Genomic DNA, 17,956 nt, shown 5'->3' with positions numbered 1-17,956 from the left:
GAAAGACCTGTGCACAGGTACAACGGTCGACAGCCGCAATCAGCTCACCCGCACACACTGGTTGCGCAATTCGTACCAGCCATGATCGGCAGGCCGACCAGCCCCACCCGTCAGGCGTCCGTCTGGGCGCGGAGGGTGGCGATCGCCGGCCGGATGTGGTGGAGCAAGGGAGTCGCCGAGATCGGCGCGCTGCCGTCGTGAGCGTGCGCGGCGAGGTTGGCGGCAAGGGCGTGCACGCGGGCGGCAGCCGCGGCGGCCCAGGCCGGTTCGCGGCCCGCGGCGAGCAGAGCGCCCAGGACACCGGAGAGGACATCACCGGCACCGGCGGTAGCGGCCCAGGAACCGCCCGCCTCGTTCACCAGCACCGGTTGGCCCGGCCCCGCGACCAGGGTGGCACGCCCCTTCAACAGCACCGTCAGCCCCCACTCCCCGGCCAGCCCCCGAACGGCCGCAACCCGATCCGGCCCCGGCTCGTGCCCGGTCAGCCGAGCGAATTCACCGGCATGCGGAGTCAGCACCGTAGGAGCGCGCCGGCCGGCGACCAGCTTCGGCTCGGCGGCCAGCAGGGTCAGCCCGTCGGCGTCGACCAGAACCGGAAGGTCGGTGGCGAGGATCTCGGCCAGCCGATCACGAGCGGCGGTATCGGTTCCGGCACCGGGCCCGAACACCCACGCCTGCACCCGCCCGGTAGCGGCGACGGTCTCGGCGGCAACGACCTCCGGCGCATGCGCGAGCACCTGCTCGATCCCGGTCCCGGTGTAGCGAACCATCCCGGACGTCGCGGCGACCGCACCCCCGGTACACAACACCGCCGCACCCGGATACGCCGCACTACCGGCACAGATACCGACAACCCCCTGGCTGTACTTGTCGTCGTGCGGCCCCGGCACCGGCCAGTCCGCCCCGATCCCCCCCGGATCCAACGCCGCCAGCGACGGCACCGGCAGCCGCAAGCCGATGGGTACCAGCTCGATGCGCCCACACCAGGGCGCGGCCAGCGCATGCACCGGCTTACGGGCCCCGAAGGTCACGGTCACATCGGCACGAACGGCAGGACCGTCCACCGCACCGGTATCCGGATCGACCCCACTGGGCAGATCGGCCGAGATGATCGGAACCCGCACCCCCGCAACAAGTTCCGCAGCCCGCGGCCGCAACGGCCCACGCCCGGAAATACCGACGATCCCGTCCACCACCAGATCCGCAGACCCCGGATCGTCACGCACCCGCCCCCCGCTACGCCGCAGCGCCGCAAGACCTTTCGCATGCACCCGCTCCGGCGACAGCAACACGGCCGACACCACAACCCCCCGCCGCCGCAACATGGCCCCCGCGAACAGCGCGTCCCCCCCGTTGTCACCGGACCCGACCAGCACCGTCACCGACCGCCCGACCACCCCACCGGTACGCTCCCGCAGTTCCGCCGCCACCACCTCGGCCAGCCCGTAAGCGGCCCGCCGCATCGGCACCCCGTCCGCAACCCGGGTGAACAGTTCCGCCTCCGCGGCCCGCACCTCGTCGGCGGTGTAATAGCCACGTACCGGTGCCATCGCTCTCCTCGACGCTCGCACACCCCGAACGGCAACCCCAGCAGACTACGCCCCACCCCACCCAGGTCACCCGATACACAGGCCCAGCCCGCCTGTCCACGCCCCACCGCCTCACCCGGGTCCGGCCAAGTCACCGATCCACAGTCCAGACACACCTGTCCACTGCCCGCCCCACCCTCGGACCTCCCTCACCACCGAGCAGGCCGGACATCCGTTCCGGCTCCCCGTATCGCGGTCACCAATCCGCAGCCCGGACAAGCTTGTTCGTTGCCCGACTCACCTCCGAGCCCGTGCCACCAGCAGACAGCCCCGACACCCGGCCCACCCCGGTTCGCGGTCACCAACAGCAGGCCGGACACCCCAATCCGCTGCCCACCTCCCCATCGACCCGGTCACCCCCGAGCAGGCCGGGACCCTCGAGTTCTCTTCCCGCCCCAGCTCTCCAACGCGGTCACCCCCGAGCAGCCCCGACCCCTCGAGTTCCCTTCCCACCTCACCCTCCAACCCGGTCACCCCCGAGCAGGCCCGGACCCTCGAGTTTCTTTTCCCACCGCACCCTCCAACCCGGTCACCCCCGAGCAGGCCCGGACCCTCGAGTTTCTTTTCCCACCTCACCCTCCACCGCGGTCACCAACAAGCAGGCCCGGCATTCGGCCCGCCCGCTGAGGGCCCGGTCACCCCCGAGTAGGCATACCCCGAATGTTCTCGGCCCGTCTCGATTCTGGACTGACGGAGCGGGGGAGCGAAGCGGAGGAGCGGAGGAGGGAAGAATCGAGACTCAGGGGCCGAGAACCCGCCGCAGCGAAGCGGAGGCCAAAAACACAGCCGGTCACCACCAAGACGGCCAAACCCTCATCCGCAACCAGACGCACTCCCGACCCAACCAACCGAACGAACCCCACCCCGAGCCCCCAGCCCGGCCGACCCACCGCAGCACCCCGACCACCAGAACCACACCACTAGGCTGACGCCATGATATTCGGTACTCGTCACCGACTCACCGGGCCCGGCGGATTCGCCGCCGCCCTGTGCGCCTTCGCGCTGGCCACCAGTGGATGTGGTTCGAGCACAACGAGTTCCACACCGCCCCCGACGACAATCGCCTCCCCACCAACCACCGCCTCGGCACCGGCAAGCACACCCACCCCCCACGCCTCCACGATCACCGTCGACGTGAAGGATATGAAGTTCTCCCCCGCCACCCTCACAGTCACACCCGGCGACACCGTGACCTGGAAGTTCGCCGACCGCATGCCACACGCGGTCCAGGGCATGGGCGACACCGCCATGGGCATCAACAGCCCCATCTACAACAAGGGCGAGTGGAGCTACACCTTCTCCGTCCCAGGCACCTACCGCTACCTCTGCCCCCTCCACCCGGACATGCGCGGCACCGTCACGGTCCAATAACCCGGAAACCGGCCCCCTCCCCCGTGTCGAGTAGCCTGGACCGGTTGTCACCTGTACCCCGCACTCCAGGAGCCACCCGTGAATTCCCCGTCCACCGGTATCGAGAACGGCGTCCGCGCCGGTGCGGGACGGCTGGCCGAGGAAGTGGCCCGGCGGCGCACATTCGCGGTGATCTCACACCCGGACGCCGGTAAATCCACCCTCACCGAGGCCCTGGCCCTGCACGCCAAGGTGATCTCCGAGGCAGGCGCGATCCACGGCAAGGCCGGTCGCAAGTCCACCGTCTCCGACTGGATGGAGATGGAGAAGGCGCGCGGCATCTCGGTCAGCTCCACCGCCTTGCAGTTCGAGTACGGCGAGTGCGTGATCAACCTGGTCGACACCCCCGGCCACTCCGACTTCTCCGAGGACACCTACCGGGTGCTGACAGCCGTCGACGCCGCGGTCATGCTCATCGACGCCGCCAAGGGCCTCGAACCCCAGACCCTGAAACTCTTCCAGGTCGCCCGCGACCGAGGCATCCCGGTCATCACCGTGATCAACAAATGGGATCGCCCGGGCCGCGCCCCCCTGGAACTGCTGGACGAGATCCTCGAGCGGATCGGCCTCACCCCCACCCCCCTGTTCCTACCGGTAGGTATCGCCGGCGATTTCCGCGGCCTGCTGCGCCGCGGCCCCGCCGACGCCGAGGGCGCCCCCACCGAATACATCCATTTCACCCGCACCGCCGGCGGCGCCACCATCGCCCCCGAGGAGCACTACACCCCGGAGCAGGCCGCGGAACGCGAGGCCGACGTCTGGGCCACCGCCGCCGAGGAGAGCGAACTGCTGTCCGCCGCCGGCCAGGACCACGACCAGGAACTGTTCCTCGCCGGCCAGACCTCCCCGGTCATCTACGCCTCCGCGATGCTGAATTTCGGTGTGCGGCAACTGCTGGAGACGCTGATCACGCTGGCCCCACCGCCGGGCGCGCGCGCCGACGTCGCCGGCGCCCCGCGCGAACCGGCCGATCCGTTCAGTGCGGTGATCTTCAAGGTGCAGGCGGGAATGGATGCCGCACACCGCGATCGGCTGGCGTTCATGCGCATCGTCTCCGGTGAGTTCGAGCGCGGCATGGTGGTCACGCACGCCCAGACCGGCCGGCCGTTCGCCACCAAGTACGCGCTCACGGTGTTCGGCCGCGACCGCACCACCGTCGACACCGCCTACCCCGGCGACATCGTCGGCCTGGTGAACGCGACCGCGCTCGCGCCGGGCCACACGCTGTTCTCGGACAAGAAGGTGGAATTCCCGCCGATCCCGTCCTTCGCCCCCGAACATTTCGCGACGCTGCGCGCGCAGACCGCGGGCAAGTACAAGCAGTTCCGCAAGGCGATCGATCAGCTGGACTCCGAGGGCGTGGTGCAGGTGCTGCGCAACGACACCCGCGGCGACGCCTCGCCGGTGCTGGCGGCGGTGGGCCCCATGCAGTTCGAGGTGGTCACCGCGCGCATGATGGCGGAGTTCAACGTCGAGACCCACCTGGATTTCCTGCCGTACCAATTGGCCCGGCGCACCGACGCGGCCTCGGCGCCGGAACTGGACCGGCAGCGTGGTGTCGAGGTCTTCACCCGCACCGACGGCGCGCTGCTCGCGCTGTTCGGCGACAAGTGGCGGTTGCAGTACATCCAGAAGGAGATGCCCGCCCTCACCCTGGAACCGCTTGTCGCCACGGCCGATTGAGCCTCAGCCCATGGTGGTGTTGTCGTCGTCGAGCATCATGCCGGGCTCCCGGGTCGGCATGCCCCAGCGGCTGGAGGTCAGTCGCAGACTGGGCAGATCCGACAGCGACAGCACCACTTCGTAGGTGCGTTCGTAGCCGGTGTGCGCGATTCGCCAGCGGCCGTCCTCGCACAGCACGTAGCGATCGGTATAGAACGCGGCGCCGTGCAACAGCATGTTGTGGCCGGGGATCAGCACGGTGTCGGCGAGATACCAGGTGCCCGTGGCGGTATCGCCGTCGATATCGATCTCCGGATGGTCGCAGCGATGTTCCGTCACCACGTGCGGGCCGAGGGTGTTGCGCATGAACGCCATGAAGGCGTCGCGCGACTCGAATTGGAGGTACTCGCTGTAGGTCGCGGTGACCTCGGGAATCATGGTGTCCGCGAAGTCGTCCCACGACTTGGTGTCGAGGGTCCGCAGATATCGGAACTTCAGCCGGCTGATCGCGGCGACGGCATCGGAGTCCATACCTCCACAATCCCATCGAAATCCACGGATCAACCACGATCGGCGAATTTGTATCGAACTGCTATCGACGCGGTAACCTGCGCGACCCGTCCCGGCAGCCGGGCATCACGCCTGCTGGGAACCGTTGATGGAGAAGCAGGTCTTGCAGAAGTCCTCGCCGAATTCGGTCAGCCGCAAACTTTTCCGGACGATCTTGGGAGCGCGGCCGGCCTGCTTCAGCGCGGCCTCCACCACCGGTTGCACCTCGAGCACCATGTAGCGGCTGAGCAGCACCGGATCGTGCGAGGTGACCAGCAATCCGAGCCGGTTCAGGTTGATCAGGTACAGCCGGGCGCGATCCGGATAGCGCACCCCGGCCTGTTCCGGCACCGAGGTCAGGTCGCCGGTCACCAGTTCCGAGCCGATGCCCAGCGGGCGATTGGTCCGCACGTCGACCGTCGGCTGCGGACCGGACAGCGCCATGAAGCGCAGGATGCGGGCCTCGTCGGGGGCGATCTGGTCGAGGATGCGGTCGTAGGCGGGATGCACGTCCTCGGTGAAATACACGTCCGCGGACCGGGCCAGCAGCGCATCGCCGCGGCGGCGCAGATCACCGAGGCTGGCGGAGCGGATGTACCCGTTGCCGACGGACTGCTGCCCGGCGCCGTTACCGGCCGGGACATAGCTGACGATCTCCCGCACCGAACCCTCGGTGACCCCGAGCACGCTGCGCGCGATGGACTGCAACGCCGATCCGGTGCGCTCGGCGATGTCGGCGGACGACTCGCCGTCCAGCACCGCCTGGGTGAGCTGACGAGTGACCTCGACGGTGGTGCCGACGGTCCACTGCCCGCCGCGCACGGCGGTGCCGACCGCCAGTCCGGCGGCACGAAACGCCCCGCGGATCAGTCTGGCCTCATTGCTGATCTGCCGCTGCTCCACGTCCGAACTGCGTTCCACGGCTCGGGAACCGGGGCGGACCACATCCCGTCCGGTCCTGTCGTCTGTCACTGATCCTCTCCGACTGTCACCAGATGAACGGTACGTCCTCGAATCACGGGCCATTCTTCCCCACCGGGTGTTCCGCACCGCGTTACGCCGGTCCGGTGTGACCGAAGTCTCCCGTCCGGCCGACACCACACGGCGACAGCGTGGAAGTGGACCTATCGGCCCGGTTCACAGTAAGGTCCACCTTCCCGGGCGGGTACGTTGAGGTGCCGGTGACGGCGGCGGGCTACCGGTTGTGGGTCGGGCAGGAGGGTGTCGTGCTGGACAATGTTTTTCATATCCACCCGACCTGGTGGCTGGAGCTGCTGACCATTCCGTTGTTCACCGGGATCATCGGTTACATCACCAACTGGACCGGTGTGCTGATGCTGTTCCAGCCGTTGCACTTCCACGGTGTCAAGGTGGCCGGACTGCGCGGGCTGTTCCCGTTCCTGCCCAAGCGCATCCAGGTACTGCCGTTGTTGCAGTACGACGGCCGCTTCGGCTGGCAGGGCATCGTGCCGTCGCGCGCGGACAAGATGGCGTCCATCGCCGTGGACAAGGGACTGTCGAAACTGGGCAGCGTCGCCGACTTCTACCGGGAACTGGAACCCGATGCGCTGGCCGAACATCTGACGGAGATCGCGCAGGAGCAGATCCGCGACATCGTCGAGGACATCGCCCGCCGGGAACATCCACAGCTCTGGTACAACCTGCCCTCGCCGGTGCGAGAGATGGTGCACGAGCGGGTCCGTCAGCAACTACCCGACGTATTGCGTGAGCTCACCGTGGAACTGGGCAGCAATATCGAGCAGTTGCTGGACGTCAAGTCGATGGTGATCCGGTATTTCCAGTCCCGGCCGCAGCTGCTGAACACGGTGTTCCAGGTGCTGGGCGCCAAGGAACTGCGGTTCATGCAGAACTTCGGTTTCTACTTCGGCGCGCCGATGGGTGTGATCCTGGTGCTGGTACTGCATCTGACGGGCTGGTCGCCGCTGGTGGTGCTGCCGGTCGGCGGGGTGATCATCGGCTGGGTGGTCAACTGGATCGGCATCAATCTGATCTTCGCGCCGGCGTATCCGAAGTGGTGGTGCCCGTGGCGGCAGGGGCTGCTGATCAAGCGGCAGCCGGAGATCACGGAGGGGTACGCGGAACTGGTGGCCACGCAGATCATCACGATCGCCAATGTGGGTGACGAACTGCTGAAGGGGCCGCGCTCGGATCGCACCATCCAGATCCTGGAGGACACGCTGCGGCCGGCCACCGATCGCGCGCTCGGCATCGCCCGGGGGCCATTGCGTTTCATGATGGGCAACCGGGATTACGAATCGCTACAGAACAGTTTCGCCGATCAGGCGAAGAATCTGGCGCCGGTGGCGTTCGCGGATCCGGCGTTCAACGCCCGGCAGAGTGTGCAGGTCAGCCAGTTCATCGCGCGGCAGATGGCCGCGTTGTCGCCGCCGGACTTCGTGGAGATGCTGCGCTCGGCGATCAAGCAGGACGAGTGGTTGTTGTTCGTGCACGGCGGTGCGCTGGGGCTGATGGCCGGTTACGCTCACATCCTGATCTTCGGAACAGGAGTGGCGCCATGGCCGTGACCGATCCGGATTCCGGCGACCGGGGGGAGTCGGGGGGCGAGGCCGCATCCCGGCTTCCCGCGCGGCGCGGCGATGCTCGGGTTCTCCCTCTCGGCGGTAATCCGGTGCGGGCTGCCGCCGGGATCGTGCAGGTGGCGGCGTCCGCGGTGACGGAGGCGGCGGGGTGGGGGGTCGACACCGCGCTGGAGGTGACCGGGACGGTGGTGCGGGGGAGTCTGGCCGGTCGGCCGCCTCGGGAGGTGCTGTCGGAAGCCGGTGAGCAGCTGCGTGATTCGCTGCGCAAGGCGCTGGGGGTGCCTACCGGGGTGCCGCGGGCGTTGCCGGAGGCCCCGACGTTGCGGCAGCAGGGGGCCGAGTTGCTGCGGTTGTCGGCGCGGGTGGATACCGATCCGGACGAGGAGCATCCCGCGTATGGGCGCATGCTCACCGAGTTGTTGCCCGATGAGGCTCGGGTGTTGCGGTTGCTGTATCTCGATGGGGCGCAGCCCGCGTTGGATATTCGGACGCGGCGGCCGTTGCGTAGCGGGGTCACGAGGGGGGAATTCGGGTTCACGCTGCTCGCCGTGGATGCCGCATTGGCGCAGCCGGAGCGGGTGGATCCTTATCTCACCAATCTGGGGCGGCTGGGGCTGATCACGGTGGTGCCGGATCCGTTGGACAACCCGGTGCGGTATCAACTGCTGGAGTCACAGCCGGAGGTTCGGAAGATCTTGCAGCAGACCGGGTTCGGGACGAAGGTACGGTACCGGAGTATCGGGCTCACGAAGTTCGGCACCGACTTCGTCCGGCGGTGTCTGCCGGTGTTGTGACTCGGGGGGTGGGTCTGCTCGGTGGTGGCGGGGGTGAGCCCGGTAGGGGTGGGGTGGGGATACTGAGGGTTGGGGCCTGCTCGAAGGTGACCGGGGCTGTGCAGCTAGCCGAGTTCTTCGGCTAGTTCGAGCCAGCGTTCCTCGGTAATTTCCTTCTCCGTTTGGACCTGTTTCAGCTCGGTGCCCAGGGTGATCAGCTTGTCCGGGTCGGTGACGGCTTCGGCCAGGGCCGCGTGGAGTTTGTCTTCGCGTTCGGTGAGTTTCTCCAGGGCGCGTTCGAGTTTGGTGAGTTCTTTGCGGGCTGCGCGGTAGGTGGCCGAGTCGGTGGTGGTTGCCGGAGTGCTCGTCGCGGTGGCGGGGCGGCGGGTGGGTTCGACGAGGGCGGCGCGTTTGCGGAGGTATTCCTCGATGCCGCCGGGGAGGTTGGTGAGTTTGCTGTCGCCGAACAGGGCCCAGGTGGAATCGCAGATGCGCTCGATCAGGTAGCGGTCGTGGCTGATCACCACCAGGGTGCCGGGCCAGCCGTCCAGGAGGTCCTCGAGTTGTTGCAGGGTGTCGATGTCGAGGTCGTTGGTGGGCTCGTCGAGCAGCAGGACGTTCGGTTCGGCCATCAGGATGCGGGTCAGTTGCAGGCGGCGGCGTTCGCCACCGGACAGGTCGCCTACCGGGGTGCGCTGCTTGGCGGGGGTGAAGCCCAGGCGTTCGGCGAGTTGGCCGGCGCTGATCTCCTTGTCGCCGAGCATCATTCGCTCGGCCACGTCGGAGACGGCTTGCAGGACGCGCATCTCGGTGGGGAGGTCGTCGAGTTCCTGGCGGAGCCAGCCGATTCGGACGGTCTGGCCTTGGATTCGCTTGCCGGCGGCGGGAGTCGCGTCGCCGGCCAGGGCGCGCAGCAGGGTGGTCTTGCCGGAGCCGTTGACACCCACCAGGCCGACACGTTCGCCGGGGGTCAGGCGCCAGGTGAGGTCACGGACCAGTTCGCGATGGTCGGGGGTTTCGAGGGTGACGTCCTCGAGTTCGACGACCACTCGGCCGAGGCGTTTGCGCGCGAACGAGGCCAGGGACACGCTGTCGCGCGGTGCGGGGACGTCGGCGATCAGGGCCTCGGCGGCCTCGACCCGGTAGCGCGGTTTCGAGGTGCGGGCCTGGGGGCCGCGGCGCAGCCAGGCCAGTTCCTTGCGGGCCAGGTTGCGGCGGCGGGCTTCGGTGGCGTCGGCCTGGCGGGAGCGTTCGGCGCGGGCGAAGATCCAGTCGTTGTAGCCGCCCTCGTAGCTCTCCACCGCGCCGCCGACCACCTCCCAGGTGCGGGTGGCGACGGTGTCGAGGAACCAGCGGTCGTGGGTGACCACCACCAGGGCGCTGCGGCGCGACAGCAGGTGCGAGGCCAGCCATTGCACGCCCTCGACGTCGAGGTGGTTGGTCGGCTCGTCCAGTACCAGCAGGTCCAGGTCGCGGACCAGGGCGGCGGCCAGGGCCACGCGGCGGCGTTCACCACCGGAGAGGTTGGCGACCGGGGTGTCCATGCCGAGGCCGGCGATGCCGATGCCCTCCAGGACGCCTCGGATGCGGGAGTCGGCGGCCCACTCGTGCTCGGCGACATCGTCGGAGCCGCCGGCGCGGCTGTCGGCGGCCAGTCCGGCGAGCACCACCTCGCCGACCACGGCGCCCTCGGGCAGTACGCCACGCTGGGTGACCACCGCCATCCGCAGGCCGCCACGACGGCTGACCCGGCCGGAGTCGGGTGCTTCGATACCGGTCAGCACCTCGAGCAGGGTGGTCTTACCGCCGCCGTTGAGGCCGACGACGCCGATCCGCTCCCCCTCCTGCACTCCCAGGGAGACGTCGTCCAGCAGCGGGGTGATACCGAAACTCTTGTGGACCTGTTCCAGATTGACCAGGTTCGCCATAACGCGCCGTCTGCCGCCTCTCTCCGCACCGGTCCCCTCTGGGACCATTCATGATCTCACGGGACGGCCGGTCCCCCGGTCGCCGGGCCGCCGGGTCAGCGCCGGGCGGCGTTGTCGATGACGCGGGCCCCGGCGACCGGACCGCCGGCGGTGCGGACGCTGCGGCAGACGCCGGCCCCGGCCAGTTCGGCGGCGACGGCGACCGCCGCGTCCTCGCCCTCACAGAGGAACGCGCAGGTCGGGCCGGAGCCGGAGACCAGTCCGGCCAGGGCGCCGGCGGTGACGCCGGCGCGGAGGGTGCGGCGCAACTCGGGCTTCAGCGAGAGCGCGGCCGACTGGAGATCGTTGCCGAGCAGCGGAGCCAGCTGGGTGGGGTCGCCGGAGGCCAGGGCTTGCAGCAGCGCCTGCGGCTCACCGAGTTCCGGGGGTTCGCCCTGCTCGCGTAATCGGTCCAGTTCGCGGAACACCACCGGAGTGGACAGGCCACCCTTGGCCAGCGCCAGCACCCAGTGGAACGTGTTGCGCGACAACACCGGGAGCAACTGCTCGCCGCGGCCGCGGCCGAGCGCGGTGCCGCCGTACAGGGCGAACGGCACGTCACTGCCGAGCCGGGCCGCGACCTCGGCCAGTTCGTCGCGGGGCAGGCCCAGATCCCACAGCTCGTTCAGCGCGACCAGGACGGCCGCGGCGTCGGCACTCCCCCCGGCCATGCCGCCGGCCACCGGGATACCCTTGCGAATGGTGATCTCCACCAGGGGCGCCCGGCCGGCCAGATGCGCCATCCGGACGGCGGCCTGCCAGGCCAGGTTCTCGCGGTCCGTGGGCACCTCGGCGGCGCCCTCGCCGGTCACCTTCACCGACAGCGAGGCGGCCGGCGCCACCGACACGTCGTCGCTCAGCGACAGCGCCTGGAAGACCGTGGTGAGGTCGTGATACCCGTCCGGGCGCAGATCACCCACTCCGAGGTGGAGATTCACCTTCGACGGAGCCCGTACCACCACGGGACCTGGGACAACGGAAAGCACGAGCAGTAAGCGTAGTTGGCGGGACCGGCGCCCGCCGCCACACCGCCCGCGCGCACGACCGGGGCCGCTTGCACCCAGGTACCCACCGGGGGTATTTTCGAGACGGTACGACATACCCCCATACCGTATGAATCCGCTACTTCGGAGGAACCGCCATGGCCACCAGCACCTACACCGTCACCGGCATGACCTGCGGCCACTGCGTGGCGTCGGTCCGCAAGGAGATCGGCGGCATCCCCGGCGTCACCGAGGTCGACGTCGATCTGGACAGCGGCCGGGTGCGGGTCGAATCCACCGACCCGATCGATGCCGCGGCCGTCATCGCCGCCGTCGACGAGGCCGGATACCAGGTCGCGGCGGCGTGAGCGCGAGCGCGGCGGACGGCTCCGGCGCGGCGGTGAACAGCACTGCGCCGCACCGGCGAACGCTCCGGGCCGGAGGCGACCGGGTGCGACTCGCCGCATTCGGCGGGGGCCTGGTCGTCCTGTTCGCGGCGGCCTTCGGCCTCGGCGCCCTCGTGGGCGATCCGAGCGCCGGGCCCTCCGGCGATACGCACACCACCGCCCCGGCGAGCCCGGGGCACGATCACGAAGGGCATCGGCCGTGAGCGTCATCGAACTCGACATCGGCGGTATGACCTGCGCATCGTGTGCCGCGCGTATCGAGAAGAAGCTCAACCGGCTGGCGGGCGTCACCGCGACGGTGAACTACGCCACCGAGAAGGCGGCCGTCGACCATCCGCCCGCGATCACCGCGCGGCAACTCGTCGAGACCGTCGTGGACGCCGGTTACACCGCCACCGTGCACACCCCGGAAATCACTGCCGCACAGCCGGATCCGCCGGGGTCCGCGGCGGATCGGCTGCGCCGCCGATTGTTGCTGTGCCTACTGCCGGCGGTTCCGGTGATCGCGATGGCGATGATCCCCGCGCTGCAATTCCGCAACTGGCAGTGGCTGTCGCTGACGCTGGCGGCCCCGGTGGTGCTCTGGGGCGGAGCGGGATTCCACCGCGCCGCCTGGGTCAACCTCCGGCACGCCACCGCCACCATGGACACCCTGATCTCGCTGGGCACGCTGTCGGCGTTCGCCTGGTCGCTCTACGCGCTGTTCTTCGGCGACGCCGGGATGCCGGGCATGCGGCACGGCTTCACCCTCACCGTCGACCGCGGCGCGGCCGCCTCCGACATCTATCTCGAGGTCGCCGCCGGGGTGGTCGTCTTCGTGCTGGCCGGGCGGTATTTCGAGGCCCGCGCCAAGCAACGCGCGGGTTCCGCGCTGCGGGCCCTGCTGGAACTGGGCGCCAAGGACGTCGCAGTGCTGCGCGACGGCCGACCCGAGGAACGAATCCCGTTGGGGCAGTTGCGGATCGGCGACCTGTTCCTGGTCCGCCCCGGCGAGAAGGTCGCCACCGACGGCGTGGTCGACAGCGGCGCGTCCGCGGTGGACCTCAGCCTGCTCACCGGCGAATCCGTCCCGGTCGAGGTCGGGCCGGGCGATGCGGTGGTGGGCGCGACCGTGAACATCGGCGGTCTGCTCACCGTGCGCGCCACCCGGATCGGCGCCGACACCCAGCTGGCCCGGATGGCGAAACTGGTCGAGGCGGCACAGCACGGCAAGGCGCCGGTGCAGCGGCTGGCCGATCGGGTGGCCGGGGTGTTCGTGCCGATCGTGATCGCCCTCGCGGTGGCGACGCTGGGCTTCTGGCTCGGCACCGGCGTGGCGCCGACCGTGGCGTTCGGCGCCGCGGTCGCGGTGCTGATCATCGCCTGCCCCTGCGCGCTGGGCCTGGCCACCCCGACCGCCCTGCTGGTCGGCACCGGCCGCGGCGCACAGTTGGGCGTGCTGATCAAGGGCCCGCAGGTGCTGGAGTCGACCCGGCGGGTCGACACCGTGGTCCTGGACAAGACCGGCACCGTCACCACCGGCGCGACGGCCCTGACCGAGGTGCTGCCCGCCGACGGCGTCGATCCGGACGATCTGCTCGCGACCGCCGCGGCGGTCGAGCACGGCTCCGAACATCCGCTGGCCCGCGCCATCGTCACCGCCGCCGCCGACCGGGGCTTGCCTCGGGAACCGGTGCGGCACTTCGTGAATCACGGCGGCAAGGGCGTACTGGGCACGGTCGGCGAGCGGTCGGTGACCATCGGCCGCGCCGAACTGCTGGCGGACGGGTCGATCACCGTTCCGCCCGCCGTGGCCGCCGCCCGGACCACCGCCGAGGCCGCCGGCCGCACCGCTGTGCTGGTCGCCTGGGACGGCGTCGCCCGCGGGACGCTGGTCCTCGCCGACGCCGTGAAACCCACCAGCGCCGAGGCGATCACCCGATTGCGCGCCCTCGGCCTCACTCCCATCCTGCTGACCGGCGACAACGCCGCCACCGCGCACACCGTCGCCGCGCAGGTCGGCATCGACGAGGTGATCGCGGAAGTCCTGCCCGCGGGCAAGCTGGACGTGATCAAGCAGTTGCAGGACCGGGGCAAGGTGGTGGCCATGGTCGGCGACGGCGTCAACGACGCGGCGGCCCTCGCCCAGGCCGACCTGGGCCTGGCCATGGGCACCGGCACCGACGTGGCGATCGAGGCCGGTGACATCACCCTCGTGCGCGGCGATCTGCGTTCGGTCGCCACCGCCATCCGGCTGTCCCGCGCCACCCTGCGCACCATCCGCGGAAACCTGTTCTGGGCCTTCGGCTACAACGTCGCCGCGATCCCCCTGGCCGCCGCCGGCCTGCTCAACCCCATGCTCGCCGGCGCCGCCATGGCCCTGTCCAGCCTCTTCGTCGTCACCAACAGCCTCCGCCTGCGCACCTTCCGCTGAACCGAGCACCGGAGAACGCATGCGGCGGTAGCGAGATCGCGCTGCCGCGCAAGCCTTCCCACAGCACGTGAATCGCAAGACCTCGACCGGGTGGGCGAACGCGGCCGTGCCGAAAGTCGCACCGCAGGCAGCCGACTCGGTCCCCGCGGCCCAGCGGCTACGCAGCCACGGTCAGGCGCGGGCGCCTTGGGCGGCGAGGCGGACGAAGGCGGCGGTGTCGAGGGTTTCGCCGCGGGCGGTGGGGTCGATGCCGGCGGCGATCAGGCGTTGTTCCGCGGCGGCGGGTGAGCCTGCCCAACCGGCCAGGGCCGCGCGCAGGGTCTTGCGACGCTGCGCGAAGGCGGCGTCGACCGCCGCGAAGACCCGCCCCCGGTGGTCGGCGTCCAGGGACCAGGGCGGGTCGGGGTAGCGGTCGATGCGGACCAGGCCGGACTCCACCTGCGGTACAGGCCAGAACACCTGACGGCCGACAGCCCCGGCGCGGCGGACGGTGCCGAAGAATCCGGCCTTCACGCTCGGCACGCCGTAGATCCGGGAACCGGGGCTCGCGGACAACCGGTCCGCGACCTCGGCCTGCACCATCACCACTGCGGTGGTGAGACTCGGCAGTTCGGCCAGCAGGTGCAGCAGCACCGGGACCGCCACGTTGTAGGGCAGGTTCGCCACCAGCGCGGTCGGGGCGGCGGGCAGGTCCGCGGCACGGACCCGCAGCGCGTCGGCCTCCACCACGCTCAGCCGCTCGGCCAGCCCGGGGGCGCGATCGGCGACCGTCTGTGGCAGGTGCCCGGCCAGCACCGGGTCGATCTCGACCGCGACCACCCGGTCGACGACGTCCAGCAGCGCCAGGGTCAGCGAGCCCAGACCGGGGCCCACCTCCAGCACGGTGTCCGCGCGGCCGACGCCGGCGCTCGCCACGATCCGCCGCACGGTGTTGGCGTCGTGCACGAAGTTCTGGCCGAGCTGTTTGGTCGGGCGCACCCCGAACCGCTCGGACAGGGTCCGGACCTCGGCCGGGCCGAGCAGTTCGGCCTGGCCGCGGGCGGTGACGACGGATTCGGGCACGCCCGACAAGGTATCAAGCACCGGGCGGTACCCGGCCGCCGGTCACGCGGTGGCGGGCGTGGTCCGGACCGTGGTGAGGAAATCGTCCAGCGCGGCCCACATCTGCGGGTTCATCTGGGTGTGCTCGCCGGTGCCGGGCACCACCCGGAAGTTCACCTGCCCGGCCGTCAGCTCGGCGGCCAGCAGCGCGTGCAGCGGCGAGGGCACGACGGGGTCGGTGACGTTCAGGAACAACAGCACCGGTTGCCGGTAATCGGTGGTCGGAACGGCCATGTAGGAGGTGATCGTGGCCGCGATCCGGGCGTCGCGCAGGGGCCGGGCGAACAGGTCGCGCGGTTGCAGACCGGCGGTCCGGGCGCCGATCTGCCCCAGGCACAGCCCGCCGATCGAATCGAGCACCGCGCGGCCGTGGGGGGTCAGATAGTCGTCGAGGCCCGCCTCCGGGTGACTGCTGCGAATTCCCTCCAGCATCATCGCGACCAGGGCCGTGGCGGGTCCGCTGACCATCGGGATATCCGGAATGTCCGGGATATCCGGGCCGAGGACGGTGAGCAGCTTCTCGACATCCGATTCCGGGTCGATGGCGACCACGCCGCGGAAGTCGAGATCGGGTGCGGTGCTCTGCTGGAGGTGCGCCGTGCCGAGCGCCGCCTGCCCGCCCTGCGACCCGCCGAACACCATCCAGGTGCGCGACAGCTCCGGATGGGTGGACCGCGCCGCCCGCAGCAGATCGATGGTGGCCGTCGCCTCGGTCCGCAACTCCAGATAGGGGTGCGGGCCGGTGTCGAAACGCCCGAGCCCCAGATAGTCCGGCGCGACGACGGCGAAGCCCTGGGCCAGCAGGCGCTGGAGGAAGGTGTCCTGAAGGCCCTGCCCGCGCCGCACGGTGGTGATGCCGCCGCAGTTCTGCCCCATGCCGGAGGTGCCGTGGTCGTAGGCCGCGATCGGCCAGCCGCCCGCCGGCGCCGGACCCGCCGGAAGGAACAGGGCGCCACTGGCCTGCACCGGTTTCCCGTCCCCGGTGGTCGTCCAGTAGTCGATGATCGAACCGCCGGGCAGGCCGTGCCAGTCGTCGGCCTGCGGGACGATCGCCGTCGCCGTACCCGCGATCGGCGCGGCCACCGCCGGTCCGTCCGGACCTGCCAGTCCCACGCCCGCCGCGACCACCGCCGCGGCCGCGATCCATCGCCATTTGCCTGGTATTTGCATCGAACACCTCACTCACCGCGGACGAACCGGCGCAGCGTAGCGGGCATTCGTGAGAACTCCGTGAACTTTCGCGCCCGGGACGCGAGCACCGTCCGAAACTCGCGTGTCCCGTGGGCATCCCGGCCGCACCCCGACGAGCACACCGCCACGATGGCCCGCACTCCCTACGGCCGCGGCGGCGTCGCCACGATGCGGTCGAGGAACTCGTCCAGCGCGGCCCACATCCGGTCGTCCAGGTGGGTGTGCCGGTTGGCGCCGACGACGATCTGCGGACGGACCCCGCCGAGCACCATCTGCGCGGCCAGCGCCGCGTGCAGCGGCGACGGGACGATCGTGTCGGTTGCGTTGAGCAGCAACAACACCGGCGCGTCGTAGCCGGAGGTCGGCACCTCCATGTATTCCTCGATCGCGCTGCGGAAGTCGTCGTCGCCGAGCGGCCGGGACAGCAGTGTGCCGATCTTGATGTCCTTGGTGCGATCGGCGATGTCGAGCAGGCAGAGCCCGCCGATCCCGTCCAGCAGTTCCCGGCCCAGTGGGGTCAGATAGTCGTTCACGTTCAGATCGGGCCGGGCGGCGCGCAATCCGGCCAGGATCATCGCGACGAATCCGGTGGTGGGGCCGGTGAGCAGCGGGATGTCCGGCACATGCGGTCCGCCGATGGCGACGATGAGCTTCTCCACATCGGATTCCGGGTCGTCGGCGACGGCACCGCGGAAGTCGAGATCGGGCGCGACCGTCTGCTGCACCCAGGCCGTGCCGAGCGCGGCCTGGCCGCCCTGCGAGGCCCCGAACGTCGCCCAGGTGCGCGACAGCCGCGGGTTCGCGGTGCGGGCGGCCCGGACCAGATCGATGGTGGCCGCCGCCTCCGAGCGAATTTCCAGATACGGATGCGGACCGGTGGCGAACCGCCCGAGTCCGACGTAGTCGGGCGCGACCACCGCGAAGCCGTGGGCCAGGAAGTACCGCAGGAACTCGTCCTCGCGATCGGACCCGTACACCGGATTGGTGATGCCGCCGCAGTTGACGCCGAGTCCGGTGGTGCCGTGGTCGTAGGCGATGATCGGCCAGCCCTCCGGCGGGGGCTTCCCGGACGGCACGAACAGCGCGCCGCTGACGTGTCGCAGGGCGCCGTCCGAGGCGGTCGTCCAGTAATCGATGATCGAACCGTTGGATATGCCGTGCCAACCGGCCGGTTGCGCCACCACGGCCGTGGTGGTGCCGGGCAGTGGCGCGGCCATGGTGTGTGTCGCCACCGCGGCCAGTCCACTACCCGCTGCTGTTGCTGCTGTGAGGATCTTCCGCTTCCACCTGCCCGATCTACCCATCGAACACCTCGTTTCACCGGAGCGGCAAACTCGGGGCGAAGCGTAT

At 70.1% G+C, this 17,956-nt stretch carries 15 protein-coding genes; 7 read left to right on the top strand and 8 right to left on the bottom strand.

All coding sequences use genetic code 11. From position 1 onward, the window contains the following. Nucleotides 1-110: 110 nt before the first annotated feature. Nucleotides 111-1,550 carry an NAD(P)H-hydrate dehydratase gene (locus tag LBW94_RS32965; RefSeq protein WP_225059581.1) on the bottom strand — a complete coding sequence of 480 codons (1,440 nt, stop codon included), beginning with the start codon at nt 1,548-1,550 and terminating at the stop codon, nt 111-113. A 972-nt stretch (nt 1,551-2,522) separates the two neighbouring features. Here LBW94_RS32965 and LBW94_RS32960 point away from each other — a divergent pair. Further along, nucleotides 2,523-2,960: a plastocyanin/azurin family copper-binding protein gene (locus tag LBW94_RS32960; RefSeq protein WP_225062536.1), complete on the top strand. Its 438-nt coding sequence runs from the start codon at nt 2,523-2,525 to the stop codon at nt 2,958-2,960. A gap of 78 nt (nt 2,961-3,038) precedes the next feature. Next, nucleotides 3,039-4,682: a peptide chain release factor 3 gene (locus LBW94_RS32955; protein ID WP_416276994.1), complete on the top strand. Its 1,644-nt coding sequence runs from the start codon at nt 3,039-3,041 to the stop codon at nt 4,680-4,682. Nucleotides 4,683-4,685: 3 nt separating this feature from the next. Here LBW94_RS32955 and LBW94_RS32950 read toward each other — a convergent pair whose 3' ends face one another. Together LBW94_RS32950 and LBW94_RS32945 are read right to left on the bottom strand one after the other, a co-directional pair. After that, nucleotides 4,686-5,192: a nuclear transport factor 2 family protein gene (locus tag LBW94_RS32950; RefSeq protein ID WP_225062535.1), complete on the bottom strand. Its 507-nt coding sequence runs from the start codon at nt 5,190-5,192 to the stop codon at nt 4,686-4,688. A gap of 105 nt (nt 5,193-5,297) precedes the next feature. After that, nucleotides 5,298-6,182 (bottom strand): Abi-alpha family protein, encoded by an 885-nt coding sequence (locus LBW94_RS32945; RefSeq protein WP_225062534.1) that lies wholly within the window; start codon nt 6,180-6,182, stop codon nt 5,298-5,300. Nucleotides 6,183-6,391: 209 nt separating this feature from the next. On the opposite strand from LBW94_RS32945, the gene LBW94_RS32940 reads away from it, so the two are divergent. Then, nucleotides 6,392-7,756, top strand: a complete 1,365-nt coding sequence (locus LBW94_RS32940; protein ID WP_225062533.1) for a hypothetical protein — start codon at nt 6,392-6,394, stop codon at nt 7,754-7,756. Next, entirely contained in the window at nt 7,747-8,565 is an 819-nt protein-coding gene (locus LBW94_RS32935; protein ID WP_225062532.1) for an Abi-alpha family protein, read from the top strand. The genes LBW94_RS32940 and LBW94_RS32935 overlap by 10 nt, the downstream gene beginning before the upstream one ends. Before the next feature lie 104 nt (nt 8,566-8,669). Here the strand turns inward: LBW94_RS32935 and LBW94_RS32930 are convergent, their stop codons facing one another. Continuing rightward, nucleotides 8,670-10,472 carry an ABC-F family ATP-binding cassette domain-containing protein gene (locus LBW94_RS32930; RefSeq protein ID WP_225062531.1) on the bottom strand — a complete coding sequence of 601 codons (1,803 nt, stop codon included), beginning with the start codon at nt 10,470-10,472 and terminating at the stop codon, nt 8,670-8,672. Between the two features lie 95 nt (nt 10,473-10,567). Further along, complete coding sequence (locus LBW94_RS32925; RefSeq protein ID WP_225062530.1) at nt 10,568-11,497, bottom strand: 4-(cytidine 5'-diphospho)-2-C-methyl-D-erythritol kinase; 930 nt, start codon at nt 11,495-11,497, stop codon at nt 10,568-10,570. Between the two features lie 155 nt (nt 11,498-11,652). Between LBW94_RS32925 and LBW94_RS32920 the strand changes: the two genes are divergently transcribed. Genes LBW94_RS32920 through LBW94_RS32910 form a run of 3 tightly spaced genes read left to right on the top strand, consistent with a single transcriptional unit; the run spans nt 11,653 to nt 14,314 of the window. Next, the gene (locus LBW94_RS32920; protein ID WP_225062529.1) at nt 11,653-11,862 is read left to right on the top strand and encodes a heavy-metal-associated domain-containing protein; all 210 of its coding nucleotides are present in this window, start codon (nt 11,653-11,655) and stop codon (nt 11,860-11,862) included. Further along, nucleotides 11,859-12,104, top strand: coding sequence for a hypothetical protein (locus tag LBW94_RS32915; RefSeq protein WP_225062528.1), 246 nt, complete (start codon nt 11,859-11,861; stop codon nt 12,102-12,104). The genes LBW94_RS32920 and LBW94_RS32915 overlap by 4 nt, the downstream gene beginning before the upstream one ends. Then, nucleotides 12,101-14,314 (top strand): heavy metal translocating P-type ATPase, encoded by a 2,214-nt coding sequence (locus LBW94_RS32910; RefSeq protein WP_266272722.1) that lies wholly within the window; start codon nt 12,101-12,103, stop codon nt 14,312-14,314. Before LBW94_RS32915 ends, LBW94_RS32910 begins: the two co-directional genes overlap by 4 nt. A gap of 171 nt (nt 14,315-14,485) precedes the next feature. Here the strand turns inward: LBW94_RS32910 and rsmA are convergent, their stop codons facing one another. The 3 genes from rsmA to LBW94_RS32895 all read right to left on the bottom strand — a co-directional run bounded on the left by rsmA (nt 14,486) and on the right by LBW94_RS32895 (nt 17,910). Continuing rightward, a complete protein-coding gene (gene rsmA, locus LBW94_RS32905; RefSeq protein WP_225062527.1) occupies nt 14,486-15,376 on the bottom strand; it encodes a 16S rRNA (adenine(1518)-N(6)/adenine(1519)-N(6))-dimethyltransferase RsmA in 891 nt (296 codons plus the stop codon). Nucleotides 15,377-15,418: 42 nt separating this feature from the next. Beyond that, on the bottom strand, nt 15,419-16,585 hold the full coding sequence (locus LBW94_RS32900) for a lipase family protein (RefSeq protein ID WP_225062526.1): 1,167 nt from the start codon (nt 16,583-16,585) through the stop codon (nt 15,419-15,421). Between the two features lie 164 nt (nt 16,586-16,749). Beyond that, nucleotides 16,750-17,910 (bottom strand): lipase family protein, encoded by a 1,161-nt coding sequence (locus LBW94_RS32895; RefSeq protein WP_225062525.1) that lies wholly within the window; start codon nt 17,908-17,910, stop codon nt 16,750-16,752. Between the last annotated feature and the right edge of the window lie 46 nt (nt 17,911-17,956).

This window comes from Nocardia sp. alder85J (assembly GCF_020176955.2).
In the GTDB taxonomy this organism is placed as follows: domain Bacteria; phylum Actinomycetota; class Actinomycetes; order Mycobacteriales; family Mycobacteriaceae; genus Nocardia.
This window is presented reverse-complemented; position numbering and strand designations above follow the sequence as displayed.